General features: G+C 32.9%; 13 protein-coding genes and 1 pseudogene. All 14 read left to right on the top strand.

From position 1 onward, the window contains the following. The first annotated feature begins 623 nt into the window (after positions 1 to 623). Complete coding sequence (locus NH26_RS00600; RefSeq protein ID WP_044224515.1) at positions 624 to 1,136, top strand: hypothetical protein; 513 nt, start codon at positions 624 to 626, stop codon at positions 1,134 to 1,136. Positions 1,137 to 1,146: 10 nt separating this feature from the next. Next, positions 1,147 to 1,647 (top strand): UpxY family transcription antiterminator, encoded by a 501-nt coding sequence (locus NH26_RS00595; RefSeq protein WP_052432063.1) that lies wholly within the window; start codon positions 1,147 to 1,149, stop codon positions 1,645 to 1,647. Beyond that, positions 1,647 to 2,889 (top strand): annotated as a pseudogene (locus NH26_RS00590) (nucleotide sugar dehydrogenase). The gene NH26_RS00595 and the pseudogene NH26_RS00590 overlap by 1 nt, the downstream one beginning before the upstream one ends. Next, positions 2,889 to 3,938, top strand: a complete 1,050-nt coding sequence (gene rfbB, locus NH26_RS00585) for a dTDP-glucose 4,6-dehydratase (RefSeq protein WP_044224517.1) — start codon at positions 2,889 to 2,891, stop codon at positions 3,936 to 3,938. Before NH26_RS00590 ends, rfbB begins: the two are co-directional and overlap by 1 nt. 1 nt (position 3,939) lies before the next feature. Further along, positions 3,940 to 4,824, top strand: coding sequence for a glucose-1-phosphate thymidylyltransferase RfbA (gene rfbA / locus NH26_RS00580; protein ID WP_044224519.1), 885 nt, complete (start codon positions 3,940 to 3,942; stop codon positions 4,822 to 4,824). Positions 4,825 to 4,855: 31 nt separating this feature from the next. Next, on the top strand, positions 4,856 to 5,746 hold the full coding sequence (locus tag NH26_RS00575; protein ID WP_044224522.1) for a lysylphosphatidylglycerol synthase transmembrane domain-containing protein: 891 nt from the start codon (positions 4,856 to 4,858) through the stop codon (positions 5,744 to 5,746). Positions 5,747 to 5,763: 17 nt separating this feature from the next. After that, a complete protein-coding gene (locus NH26_RS00570) occupies positions 5,764 to 6,678 on the top strand; it encodes a glycosyltransferase family 2 protein (protein ID WP_044224526.1) in 915 nt (304 codons plus the stop codon). Then, the gene (locus NH26_RS00565; protein ID WP_044224529.1) at positions 6,678 to 7,547 is read left to right on the top strand and encodes a formyltransferase family protein; all 870 of its coding nucleotides are present in this window, start codon (positions 6,678 to 6,680) and stop codon (positions 7,545 to 7,547) included. Before NH26_RS00570 ends, NH26_RS00565 begins: the two co-directional genes overlap by 1 nt. Positions 7,548 to 7,552: 5 nt before the next feature. Then, a complete protein-coding gene (gene rffA, locus NH26_RS00560) occupies positions 7,553 to 8,719 on the top strand; it encodes a dTDP-4-amino-4,6-dideoxygalactose transaminase (protein WP_044224532.1) in 1,167 nt (388 codons plus the stop codon). A 68-nt stretch (positions 8,720 to 8,787) separates the two neighbouring features. Next, a complete protein-coding gene (locus tag NH26_RS00555) occupies positions 8,788 to 10,194 on the top strand; it encodes a hypothetical protein (protein ID WP_139262760.1) in 1,407 nt (468 codons plus the stop codon). Positions 10,195 to 10,332: 138 nt separating this feature from the next. Beyond that, positions 10,333 to 11,778 carry a lipopolysaccharide biosynthesis protein gene (locus NH26_RS00550; protein ID WP_044224540.1) on the top strand — a complete coding sequence of 482 codons (1,446 nt, stop codon included), beginning with the start codon at positions 10,333 to 10,335 and terminating at the stop codon, positions 11,776 to 11,778. Between the two features lie 28 nt (positions 11,779 to 11,806). Further along, the gene (locus NH26_RS00545; protein WP_317040940.1) at positions 11,807 to 12,862 is read left to right on the top strand and encodes a DegT/DnrJ/EryC1/StrS family aminotransferase; all 1,056 of its coding nucleotides are present in this window, start codon (positions 11,807 to 11,809) and stop codon (positions 12,860 to 12,862) included. Between the two features lie 24 nt (positions 12,863 to 12,886). Next, positions 12,887 to 13,429, top strand: a complete 543-nt coding sequence (locus NH26_RS00540) for an acyltransferase (RefSeq protein WP_044224547.1) — start codon at positions 12,887 to 12,889, stop codon at positions 13,427 to 13,429. Between the two features lie 40 nt (positions 13,430 to 13,469). Continuing rightward, complete coding sequence (locus NH26_RS00535) at positions 13,470 to 14,318, top strand: glycosyltransferase (protein WP_158021852.1); 849 nt, start codon at positions 13,470 to 13,472, stop codon at positions 14,316 to 14,318. Positions 14,319 to 14,486 lie beyond the last annotated feature (168 nt).

Raw genomic sequence — 14,486 nt, 5'->3', positions numbered from 1 at the left:
ATTTTGATGCTTGTTGATTCTAATACTATTCAAAAATTAGAAGTGAGCAATTAGAAACTAGAAATTATCTGACGCAGTTTAAAAAAGAGCTTCAACCTCTAAACAAATACAGAGGAGCGTATTTAGAGATAACTCCTAATTTCTATCTACTAACTTCTATCTTCCTCTCAGAGTATATAACTGTAAAAAAAACACCTATTATAAATCAAACAATATTTATTCTAAAAATAATACAACTCAATAAATGAGTTCTAAACCATCAATAAGTATACAATGTCTTCATTTTCCGCTCCTTATAAATTCGAGTAAAAAAAATACTCATAAATATTTGTACTTATTGTTATGAAAATTCATTTTTGTCTCGCTACGGAAAAGCAGTTGCGGAAAAATAAAGATGTGACTGACGTGGCGAAGCCGTGTGTGAATCTTCATACTGACTTCCTCTAAAAATTCATAACTATTTGATTTTCATGAATCATTTTATTCTAAAAGTGATATCATACTCAAAAATATTATACAACAACTACATCAGGAACATTAGAAAGGGTTATTAAAAACAAATCCAAAAATTTAGTTTTAAGTTATTACTTATATCTACCTTTTTTAACTCCCTTACTTTCACCATGATCGAAGCCTTAATTACCTCCAAAACACGACTGAAGTTACTTCTTAAGTTCTTTTTAAATCCATCCAATACTTCTTATTTAAGAGGTTTAGCTACGGAGTTTTCAGAATCTACTAATTCTGTAAGAGTTGAATTAAATCGGTTGGAAGAAGCTGAGATGTTAGAATCTTTTTCAGAAGGGAATAAAAAATTATTTAAAGTCAATACTGCTCATCCTTTATTTGTGGATATTCAAGCCATTATAAAAAAGTATGTGGGTATTGATACTATAATAGAGAATATATTGAACCGCATTGGTAATCTGGAAGAAGTCTACTTAGTTGGAGATATTGCTGATGGTAAATCATCAGACAAGATAGAATTATTGATGTTAGGTGACTTGGATGAAACTTATCTCAAGAATTTAGTGGATAAAGCACAACAAGTAATCCATAAAGAAATTATATATACCGTGCAAAAAAAAAATCCACAAAATATAAATGGACCGCATTTAAAAATCTGGTCAGCCTAATAATAACACTTTGGATACTCCTCAAAAACAATGGATGGCATTGTATACTAAACCTCGCAACGAAAAAAAAGTAGCAGATCGTTTAGAAAAAGCAGGCTATGAAGTCTATTGTCCAACATATACTACACTCCGACAATGGAGTGATCGAAAAAAGAAAGTCACCATTCCCGCTATCCCTTCTTATTGTTTTATCAAAGTAGAAGAAAACAAACGATGGAATGTACTTCAAGACCCTGGTGCTGTTCGCTTTGTGTATTGGCAAGGGAAACCTGCCATCATTCAAGAAATTCACCTTCATGCTTTCAAAAGATTTATGGGTGAAGTAGAAGAAGAAGATCAAATCTTTAATGCTGAAATATCTGAAGGTGATAGAGTGCTTTTGAGAAAAGGTGGATTTATGGGTGTGGAAGCTGATGTTTTAAATATAAAATCCAATGGGAATTTGGAATTGCTTTTACCTGATTTAGGAGTAAAAGTGATTTGCCAAAAGAAAAATGTAGATAAAATATAATGAAAAAACTAGCAATTATTGGTCTAGGATATGTGGGCTTACCCTTAGCTGTTGAATTGGTAAAAATGGCTACAATGTTACTGGCTTTGATATCAACCAAAAAAGAATAGATGAATTAAATGCAGGTACTGATAGTACTCTTGAAGTGAGTTCAGAAGAATTAAAGTAAGCAACTGGCTTATCTTATACTTCAAAATTAGAAGACATCAAAGATGCTCATATATATATCGTTACTGTTCCTACCCCTATCGATCAGTACAAAACTCCTGACCTTACTCCTCTGAAAAAAGCGTCAGAGACTGTAGGAAAAGTATTGACTAAAGGTGATATCGTAATTTACGAATCAACAGTGTACCCTGGTTGTACAGAAGAAGAGTGTATTCCAGTATTATAAAAAAGTTGCTGGTATGAAGTTCAACAAAGACTTCTACGCTGGTTACTCTCCAGAAAGAATTAATCCAGGTGACCATGTGCACCGTGTTCACAATATCATGAAAGTAACTTCAGGGTCTACTCCTGAAATTGCTAACGATATAGACACTTTATATGCTACTATTGTTACCGTTGGAACGCACAAAGCTTCTTGTATTAAAGTAGCAGAGGCTGCAAAAGTGATTGAAAACTCTCAACGTGATTTGAACATTGCTTTTGTGAACGAATTATCAAAGATATTTGATAAAGTAGGAATTGATACTTTAGAAGTATTAGAAGCTGCGGGTACAAAATGGAATTTTCTTCCTTTCCGTCCCGGTTTGATGGGAGCCACTGTATTGGAGTTGATCCCTATTACCTTACCTATAAATCTGAAGCATTAGGCTATCACCCTGAAGTGATCTTAGCAGGTAGACGAATTAACGACAGTATGGGATCTCACGTAGCCAATCAAGTGATTAAATTGATGCTGAAAGAGGGACATGCTATTAAAACAGTAAAGTATTAGTACTCGGTATCACATTTAAAGAAGATTGTCCTGATATTAGAAATTCTAGAGTAATTGATGTTATTCAAGAATTTGGTGTCGATTTAGATATATATGATCCATATGCTTCTAAGAAAGAGGTCAAAGAAGAATATGGAATAGAGTTAGTTGACACTATTTCTTCTGATTATTGTGCCATTGTATTGACAGTTTCACATGCTGAATTCAAAAATTTAGATTGGGTTTCCCTTAAAACTCCATCAACAATTATTTATGATGTGAAAAGCATATTACCAAAAGAACTTATCTCTAATAAACTATAATGAAAAAAATTCTTATAACCGGAGGTGCTGGATTTATTGGTTCACACGTAGTAAGATTATTTGTGAATAATTACCCTGAGTACCATATCTATAATTTAGATTTACTAACCTATGCTGGCAACTTAGAGAATCTAAAAGACATCGAAGATAAAGAGAATTATACTTTTCTTAAAGGCGATATTACTGACGAAGCTTACATTAACAGTATTTTTGAGGAACATCAATTTGAAGGTGTTATTCATTTAGCAGCTGAATCTCATGTAGATCGTTCTATCACTGATCCTTTGGCATTTGCAAAAACTAATATTTTAGGAACAATGGTTCTCTTAAACGCTTTCAAAAATTTATGGAAAGACAATTGGGAAAACAAACGTTTCTATCATGTAAGTACAGACGAAGTATATGGTACTTTAGGGGAAGCGGGCTTATTTAAAGAGACCACTCCTTATGATCCTAACTCACCTTATTCTGCATCTAAGGCAAGTTCTGATCATTTTGTGAGAGCTTATGGTGAAACATATGGTATGTCTTATGTAATTACTAATTGTTCGAATAATTATGGACAAAATCAGTTTCCAGAGAAATTAATACCATTATTTATTAATAATATTTTAACCGACAAACCTCTTCCTGTATACGGTGATGGTAACTACACTAGGGATTGGCTGTATGTTGTAGACCATGCTAGAGCAATTGACTTGGTCTTTCATAAAGGGCTAAATTATGAAACGTATAATATTGGAGGTTTCAATGAATGGAAAAATATTGATCTAATTAAGGTACTTTGTGAGCAAATGGATCAAAAGTTAGGACGGAGTAATGGAACTGCTGAAAAGTTAATTACTTATGTTAAAGACCGACCAGGTCATGATTTGCGATATGCTATTGATGCTTCTAAAATCAATAAAGAATTGGGTTGGGAACCTTCTGTTACTTTCGAACAAGGCTTAAGTATTACAATTGACTGGTTTCTTAACAATAAGGAATGGTTAGAAAATGTAACCTCTGGTAATTATCAAAAATATTACGAACTTCAATATTCAAAATAAAATGAAAGGAATTGTATTAGCAGGCGGCTCTGGCACAAGGTTATACCCTATTACTAAGGGTATTTCAAAACAATTGATGCCTATATATGATAAGCCCATGATCTATTATCCTATTTCTGTATTAATGCTAGCAGGCATAAAGGATATTTTGATCATTTCAACTCCTCATGATTTACCCAATTTCAAGAAGTTATTAGGAAATGGGGAAGATATAGGTGTTCGTTTTTCTTATGTAGAACAACCTTCCCCCGACGGTCTTGCTCAAGCTTTCATTTTAGGAAAAGAATTTATTGGTGATGACGATGTATGCCTCGTATTGGGCGATAATATCTTTTATGGTCACGGTATGACTGAACTTCTTCATAAGGCTAAAAATAATCTGATAACTCAAAGAAAATCTACTGTTTTTGGTTATTACGTTAATGATCCTGAAAGGTATGGTGTGGCAGAGTTTAATGATAAAGGTGAAGTGGTTTCTATTGAAGAAAAGCCAAGTAAACCAAAATCAAATTATGCTGTGGTAGGCCTGTACTTTTACACCAATGATGTGATTAAAATTGCAGAAACCATTAAACCTTCAGAGCGTGGTGAACTAGAGATTACCAGTGTGAATGAGGAATACTTAAAAAAGCAACAATTAAAAGTTGAATTAATGGGTCGCGGTTATGCTTGGTTAGATACAGGTACCCACGATTCTCTCATTGAAGCAAGTAGTTTCATTCAAACTATTGAAAAAAGACAAGGTTTAAAAATCGCATGTTTAGAGGAAATTGCTTATGAACAAGGTTTTATAAATGCTGAACAAGTAATAGAATTAGCCAAACCACTAGCTAAAACAGGTTATGGGAAGTATTTAATTAAAAAGGTAAAACAAGATGCTCTTTAAGCTATAGGGTTAAATACAATATAAACTTCAGATGATTACTGTACTTAAACAACATTTTACTTCAAAAAATTTAGGCTTTCTATTTAAAACACTGATGTCTGTTGGGATGCTATTGTTTCTTTTTTTTAAAGTAGATTTTAGCGTATTCAAAAATCTTAATTGGAGTATTATTCCTATGCTATTACTAGGTTTAATAATAACATTAAGTGCACTAGCCCTAATGACCTGCAGATGGAAAGTACTGACAAATACTTTGAATATTAAAGCCGACTTTAAAAATCTATATGTCTACTATCTAAAAGGCTCCTTTTTCAACATCTTTTTGCCCGGTGCCATTGGGGGTGACATTATACGTACACGCGAACTCATTACCAAGTACCAAGCTAACACAAAAACAGCCACCATCATCACTGTAGTGGAACGCGTTGCCGGACTATATACACTAGGAATATTGGGAAGCTTAGGCATCATATTTATTGAACTGCCTACAGGCTTGAATTTTAAAACTGTGCTACCCGCCTATGTATGGTATACCCTACCCACCTTAGCATTTGCCTGCATACCTGTGGTAAAATGGATTATTAATAAAAAAGTGAACATAGGCTATAAAACTATTCTGCCTACCCTTATTTTATCGCTATTGGGACAAATGGGCGACATACTTATCGCCTTTTCCTTTGTGCTTTTCTTTGACTTGCCCATTGGCTTCGAACAGTTTTTAGTGATCATGCCTGTCGTATATATAGCTACAGTATTACCCATATCCTTAGGCGGTTTGGGTGTACGTGAAGGAACCGTTGTAGGTATCTTAGCCTTTTATGGTGTGGATACTTCCCTAGCCATTATGATCTCTTTTTTAATGTACTTCGTTAAAGTTTTACTAGCCTTTGTCGGCTGGTTATTCTATATCAGCACGAAATAATCCACTTTATAATTGAAATGAAACTATCAATAGTAATTCCCTGCTACAAAACTGCTCCTTTTTTAAAGGAAATCGCACGTAGAACTCAAGAAACTTTAACTGATGACTTTGAGATCATCTTTGTGAATGACCAAGGGCCTTTAAACGATTGGGAAATTATACAGGAGCTCTGCATGAAGCATTCTTTTATCAAAGGTATCAATTTCTCTCGAAATTTTGGGCAGCATAATGCTATATACGCTGGACTAAAAGAAGCACAGGGAGAATGGGTAGTGGTTATGGATGGTGATTTACAAGATCAACCAGAGGAAATCCCTGTACTGATGAAAAAAGCACGAGAAGGCTACGATATCGTATTTGCGAAGCGACAAAACCGACAAGATGGTTTCTTTAAGAAATTAAGTTCTAAGTATTTTTATAAAACCTTAGCTTATTTAACGGGAACGGAGCAGAACGCTGAAATTGCAAATTTTGGCCTCTACCATAAAAAGGTCATACAGGCAATAATGGAAATGAAAGATGCCGTGCGTTACTTTCCCACCATGGTGCGTTGGGTTGGTTTTAAACAAAGTAGTATATATGTCGAACATGCTTCGCGCAAAGAAGGCAGCTCAGGATATACTCTGGCAACTCTTATAAAATTGGCCAGTAACGTAATCTTAAGTTTCTCTGACAAACCCTTGCGCTTAACGGTTCGTTTAGGCTTGAGTATATCAGCTTTAAGTGTGATTGCTGTTATTTTTTACCTCATTCAAGCACTGTTGGGGAATATCAAAGTTATGGGTTATGCCAGTTTAATCATCTCTATTTGGTTACTGAGTGGAATAACTATTACTGTTTTGGGCATGGTGGGCTTGTATATTGGTAAAATATTTGACCAAGTAAAGGACCGACCAATTGTTATTGTAGATGAAAAAATAAATTGTAACTAATGATTGTTTTATATCTTAATACTTCTAAGGGATATAGAGTCCTAGAGTATTTAATTGAAAATAAACTTATCAAAATCATATTCGCTGTTATTACGTATGATGACAAAAATACGTTTGACAATTCTTATGATAGGATAACATACATATGTAGAAAAAATAACATATCAGTATTTGATAAATACCACAAACTTGTTATACCAACGACTTATTATAAATTAGCAATAGGCTGGCAGTTTATAATTAAAGACACATCCAACCTTTACGTAATACATGATTCCCTATTGCCAAAATATCGTGGTTTTGCCCCTACTGTTAATGCTCTTATCAATGGGGAACGTAAAATTGGTGCTAGTTTAATACAATCCACAGAAGAATACGATAAAGGTGCTATTTTTAAACAAGAAGAGATTCATATCAAATACCCAATCAAAATTCAAACAGTTCTTAAGTTACTTGAAGAAACTTATCAACGCTTAAGCCTTGATTTTATCAAAACAATTAAGACTGAAAAATTAATTCACCTTACACCTCAAGATGAAAACAATGCAAGCTATTCATTATGGAGAAACCATAATGATTATTTTATTGATTGGTCTTGGAATGCTGATAAAATAGAGCGCTTTGTTAATGCAGTATCTTTTCCATTTGAAGGAGCTAAATCAATTTTAAATAATATTACTTATACAATATCAGAAGTTAAAGTTTTAAATGATGTTAAAGTCGAAAACCGACAAATAGGTAAACAGATTTTTGTTCAAGAAGGTAAACCAGTAATTGTTTGCGGGAAGGGTCTCATTCGAATTGACAAAATGTTAGACGAAGATAATCAAGCGTATAATGTAAATACATTTAGAAATCAATTTAAGTAAACTGTATGAAAACGCCATTCAATAAACCCTACCTTACTGGTAAAGAAGCACATTACCTATACCAAGCAGTCTACTCTGGACATATCAGTGGCAATGGCGTATATACCAAAAAATGCCAAGCTTTCTTTGAAGAACGCTTTGGTTTTAAAAAGACGCTATTAACCACATCCTGTACCGATGCATTGGAAATGTGTGCGCTTTTGATTGATATACAACCGGGCGATGAAGTCATTGTGCCTTCCTATACTTTTGTGAGTACAGCTTTAGCTTTTGTGCGTCAAGGAGCTAAATTGATATTTGCAGATAGCCGTAAGGATCATCCAGGTATGGATGAAAGCTCCTTAGAAAGCCTAATCACACCCAAAACCAAGGCTATTGTACCTGTTCATTATGCAGGAGTAGCTTGCGACATGGAGATAGTTATGGAGGTAGCTAAAAAACACAATATTTTTGTGATTGAAGATGCTGCTCAGGCCATAGATAGTTATTATACAGTAACTAAACTCCATTCCTCTTTAGGGGACCAAGGGGCAAAATTAGCTTTGGGTAGCATTGGTCATTTGGCTACTTTTTCATTCCACGAAACCAAAAACATACAATGTGGTGAGGGTGGACTCTTGGCCATTAACAACGATCGCTTTGAAAAGCGTGCCGAGGTACTCTGGGAAAAAGGCACCAACCGTGCAGAGTTTTTCCGTGGTGAAGTCAATAAATACGGATGGGTGGATACGGGATCGAGCTTTTTGCCTAACGAGTTGACGGCTTCTTTTTTATATGCCCAATTAGAAGAAATGGACAGCATACAACAGCGTCGTAAAGAAATATGGAACGGCTATTACGAAGGATTAAAGGATTGGGCCAATGAAAATAAAGTTCACTTACCGCTTGTCCCTGATTATGCCACCAACAACGGTCATATGTTTTACTTAATCTGCCCTAATGCGGATTTCCGTACCATGTTGATAAAACACCTAAAAAACGAAAATATACATGCGGTATTTCACTATTTAAGCTTACACAAAAGTGAGTATATTGAAAAACTACAATACATGACACAGGACTGTCCTTTGAGTGACGAATATACGGATCAACTTTTACGTTTACCATTATATTATGAATTGAAAAGCCTCTCTAGCATAATCTCAATAATTACTAATTATAAACATCTATGATACAAAACAAAACCTTTTACAAATACATAACTACCCTATCAATTTGTATAATTTCACATTTAATTATTATGAGGTTTATTCCTTTTATACCATGGATTGATGAAATTATGACTCTGGAACCGGTGATCGCTTTTAAGCAACATAATAAATTTGTAGACCCTAGTTTCATTTATTTACATCAAATATTTTTAACTATATGGTTATCATTTTTTGATATATCATATTTTAGTGTAAGAAGTTTTAATTTGCTATTTGTTATTTGCACATATCTTGTAATTGATCGTATCTTTTTAAAAGATATACTCAAATCAAACATAAATGAGAGAATCATATTCATCTTATTGTATTTTATGTCATATACCATTTTTTTTCAAGGAAATAGTGGTCGGATAGACGCTGTAGGTGCATTTGTTGTAATTTCCTTTTCAGCACTTTTGATCCGTTCAATAAAAGAAGAAAAAAAATATCAATATTTCATCTCCTTTTTCGGAGGTTACGTTATCTATTGGTCAGGTATTTCTCAAGTACCTATAGTTTACTTAATATTATTTACATTATTTTTAATTTTTCCACAAAAAAAAATAAGAATATTTAAAATACTTACATATTTTTCACTTGGTTTAGTTGTTGGTTTTTCTTCTTTTTTATATTATTTAAATTTTAATGGTATAACACCAATAAGATATATTATCCGAATTTTTGGTTTTTCAGAAAGTGCAAAAGAATTATCCTATAATCTTTTACATACTTTTCCTAGTATCCTAGAATACTTAAGTCTAGATTTACAATTTATAGAAAAATGGAATTCCGCTTTAAATAATTCTATTATTCAACAAGAACCACTATACATTAGAATATATAATGCTTATTTAATTAATAAAGAATACCTAATTGTTATAATTATTTTGACATTTTCATACATTAGGAATAGAAACAAGAATAACACCTCTCTCACTCCTTTTATTATTTGCACAATAATTCCTCTTTTTATGGGTATTATTGGAAGATACCCATTTTATTATACTTGGATGGGCTATTTACCTTCAATAATATTATTATCCTTAATTCCAAAATCTAAATTAAACATTACTCTAATAGGCCTTTATATACTATTCACTATTCTATTTAATATACAGTTGTCTTATGAAAGACTTAATAAGTACGCAAGAATAGAAGAGTTTGTTGAAAAACAAAAATTTAATACAAACTCCTATATATATTGCTCATACCCTGTTTACTATTCTGTATACAATAAAACCAAAAATATTGAATATCCTGATCGCCTTTTTAATAAAAACCCTAAACACAAAAAAAGACTTAAGAAAATTGACTTCGCATTCTGTACAAGTTCAAAAACTTGTAACTCTTTAATTGATTATTTAAATACAACTGATATAGAATATCAAACTTATCAAATTGAATCCATGCAAAACCCTGACATCATTTACCTAAAGATAGATTACAACTACCAATAATAAGCATGTTTGAAAAAATATTAATAAACACATACGTTATAATAATAGTAATAACAAATTTGATCATAATTTAGTTTAAGTGTGTAACAACAGAATAATCTCAATATTTAAATTGTATCACAAAAAAAATATCACCCCTTGTCAATTAACTTAAAAAAGAAAACAACCACCGCATTTATTTGGGATTTCATTGGTCGCATCGGTAACCAAGGTGTGGGTTTTATTATATCTATATTCCTAGCACGCTTATTAGAACCCGAAGAATACGGACTCATGGCAATGATCAATGTTATTATTGGTATGTCTATGGTATTTGCCGATATGGGACTAGGTGGTAGTTTGATACAACGCAAACGTTTACTCCCTGTACACTATAACAGTGTGTTTTGGTTCAATACCAGTATTGCTGCACTATTGAGCATCAGTTTGTTTTTATCAGCTCCCTACGTGGCCCATTTCTATGAAAGACCTGAGCTGCTTAATATCACAAGGGTAATGTCGTTATCTTTTACTATTAACGGTCTAGCTACCATACAAAATACTTACCTTAAAAAGCAACTCATATTTAAGTATTTTGTGCAATTTCGGATGGTGGGTGCCATTATCAGTGGTATTTTAGGTATTTACTTAGCTTTTAAGGGTTATGGTGTTTGGGCTCTAGTAGCCCAAACACTAAGTGCCAATACAGTTTACCTACTATTGATATGGTCTGTAGCAAAATGGAAACCTGCTTTTAATTTTTCATTAAAAGCATTAAAACAACTCTGGGCATTTGGTTTTCGCATGTTCTTATCTGGTTTATTAGATATAGTCTACACCCGTTTAGATGTCATAATTATAGGTAAGGCTTACTTACCAGCACAATTAGGTTTCTTCCAAAGAGCAAAAGGATTAGATAATATGATTATAAGTTACTCCTCTGGGAGTTTGCTTGCAGTACTCTTTCCCATGCTCTCACAAATACAAAATAATAATGAAAAGTACATTCAGGTGGTCAAACAAATTCATAGTATTCTTTTATTCACAGTGTTTTTGATGATCGGTGCTATTTACCTAGTAGCGGAAGATTTAATAGTAATCATATTCACCGAAAAATGGCTCCCATCTGTGCCTTTATTTCGTATTATGGCTTTGGCTGGTTTTGGTTATCCTCTTAGTGCACTATTAGTAAACGTACTCAGTAGCAAAGGGAACTCTAAAGCCTTTTTACATTTAGAGATATTTAAAAAGCTAATATTTACCTGTGCTTTCCCTTTCTTATTTATCTATAACCTAGAAAGTTATTTATATGCATATTCTGGATGTATGGTATTAGCCCTTACACTTAATTATCTATTTGTAATAAAAGAGCTACAAGTCACATGGTCTTTTTTTACTGGCTCCATAGTAAAAACCATACTAATAAGTATACCATTAATTTATATACAATACAATTATATCTACATAGGTAATCACTGGCTTAATCTATTGGTTCAAGGTAGTTTATTTGTAGTAACCTATTCCATACTAAACCTAGCTTTCAAAGCAGAAGGCAGTGTACTGATGTGGCAAATGATCAAAGGAAAACTCAATTTAAAAAATTAATATAATGATACCCGTTACAAAACCATTCATGCCACCACAGGAGGCTTACAATAAGCACGTAACAGCTATTTGGAAACGACAGTGGCTCACTAATAATGGGCCTTGTGTTAATGAATTAGAATTGAGCTTAAAAGAAAAGCTAAATCTAGATCATTTGCTTTTTGTTACCAATGGCACCATAGCTTTACAATTGGCCATACAAGCTTTGGCATTAGAAGGGGAAATCATTACCACACCATTTTCTTACGTAGCGACAACTTCTTCTATTGTTTGGGAGCATTGTATACCAATATATGCTGATATTAATTCCAACACTTTAAATATAGATCCGGAAAGTATTGAAAAATGCATCACGGATAAAACTACAGCCATCATCGCAACCCACGTATATGGTATACCTTGCGATATAGAGGCCATTGAAGGAATTGCAAAAAAATACAAATTGAAAGTCATTTACGATGCTGCACACGCAATAGGTAGTTGTTATAAAGGTCAAAGTCTTTTATCCTACGGTGACATTGCCACAATGAGTACACATGCTACTAAACTGTTTCATACTATAGAAGGAGGTGCTATAGTAACCAGAGATCCTGATTTACTCAAACGCCTAGCTTTTATGCGCAATTTTGGGCATGATGGACCAGGAAAATTTAATGGTGTAGGTATCAATGGAAAAAACTCAGAGTTTCATGCTGCCATGGGACTATGTAACTTACCTTACTTGGATCAAATTATTGCTAAGCGTAAGAAGGATAGTCAACAGTATGATGATTGGTTGATTGATAAGGGATTAATTCGACCCGAATTACCTGAAGGTACGGAGTACAATTACAGCTACTATCCCATTTTATTTAAAAATGAAGAAGAGTGCCTCAAAATAAAAAGTGAATTAGAAAAAAACGAAATCAACCCTCGCCGTTACTTTTACCCTAGTCTCAATCATCTCCCCTATTTAAAAAAACAAGATACACCCGTATGTGACGACATTTCTAAACGTGTATTGTGTTTACCTTTATATTATGACATCACCAAAGGAGAAATAGATTTAATCTGTCGTTTAATTATTCGGTCACTAAAATACTAATACAAAGAGAATTAATAAAATATAATGGCATTTTTAACCAAAGAACAACTTAAGAAATTAGGATTTAAAAGATTCGGAGAGAATGTACTCATTTCTGATAAAGCTTCGATTTATAGCCCTGAAAAAATTAGTATAGGTAATCACGTACGTATTGATGATTTCTGCATTTTATCAGGTAGTATTACTTTAGGGAGTTACATTCATATTTCGGCATATACAGCATTATATGGAAAAATGGGAATAATAATGGAAGACTATTCAGGATTGTCCCCACGTTGTACGATATTTAGTGCCAATGATGATTTTTCGGGGGAGTTTATGATTAGCCCCATGGTACCAAAAGAATATACAAATGTAACAGGAGGAGTTATAACAATAAAACGTTATGTCCAAGTGGGTACTAATTCTATATTATTGCCCAACATTACCCTTGAGGAAGGTGCTGTCGTTGGAGCAATGAGTTTGGTGAAAAATGATATACCTCATTGGGAACTACATGGAGGTGTACCCACTAAATATATAAAAGATAGAAAAAAAGACATACATGAAATAAGCAAATTATTATAGAATGTGTAAAACAATAAAAGCACCATTAGTATCGATTTGTATGATCACCTACAATCACGAAGCTTATATTGCCGAAGCGATTGAAGGAGTATTGATGCAAAGAACGGATTTTCCTATTCAATTAATTATTGGAGAAGACGGTAGTACGGATAATACACGAAAAATATGTGAAAAATATCAAAAGAAACATCCTGAAATCATTGAACTACTACCATCTGAAGGAAACTTAGGTATGATGCCTAATTTTATAAAAACGCTTCAGGCTTGTACAGGCAAATACATTGCCTTATGCGAGGGTGATGACTATTGGATTAACCCTAATAAATTAAAAAAACAAGTTAACTTTTTAGAGGAGAATGAGGAATACAGTCTAGTTTTTAGTAACAGGGTTGTAAAAATAGAACGCAATCACTCTTTTACCCAACAAAGACATAAAAAACATATATTTACTATAAAAGATGTTATTTCAGGCTTTGTCCCCTCCACACAAACATGTTTATTAAGAAACTACAGCTCTATAAACCAAACATTAACAAAATATTTAAATCATCCATCTGGCGATCAATTAGTCGGTTTGGCGTGTGCTCAATTAGGTAAAATTTACTGTTTAGCTGATAGTACTTCTGTATATCGTATAACAGAAACTGGAGTATGGAGTAGTCGTCAAAACTCTATACAATTTTCTCTAAATATTTACAATAAGTTATTTAAAAATATATTAATTTCTGAAGGTTGTTACAATAAATACTACCATTTTGTTGGTTTAGGTCGAAAATTACTTAGTTTTTATGGATATAAAGTCATTATTCAGTCTCCACCATCAATATCATTTTTTAAAAAAAATATAAGTATCTTTTGCTATATTATACACCGCATACTTAAAATATAATACAAACAAATAACACCTATAAATATAATTCAATAAGAAAAATTACTAATCACCACATTTATTAGATAAATAAATAATGGAATAGTTACATGTAAACGAAGAATAAAGTAAGCTCCTACAAATAAGAAAATTTGATTTATAGAAATAACTGTAATTAAAAAATCGAAG

Source organism: Flammeovirga pacifica (genome assembly GCF_000807855.2).
Lineage (GTDB): Bacteria > Bacteroidota > Bacteroidia > Cytophagales > Flammeovirgaceae > Flammeovirga > Flammeovirga pacifica.
The sequence above is the reverse complement of the archived record's forward strand: the minus strand, read 5'-3'. Positions and strand labels throughout refer to the sequence as shown.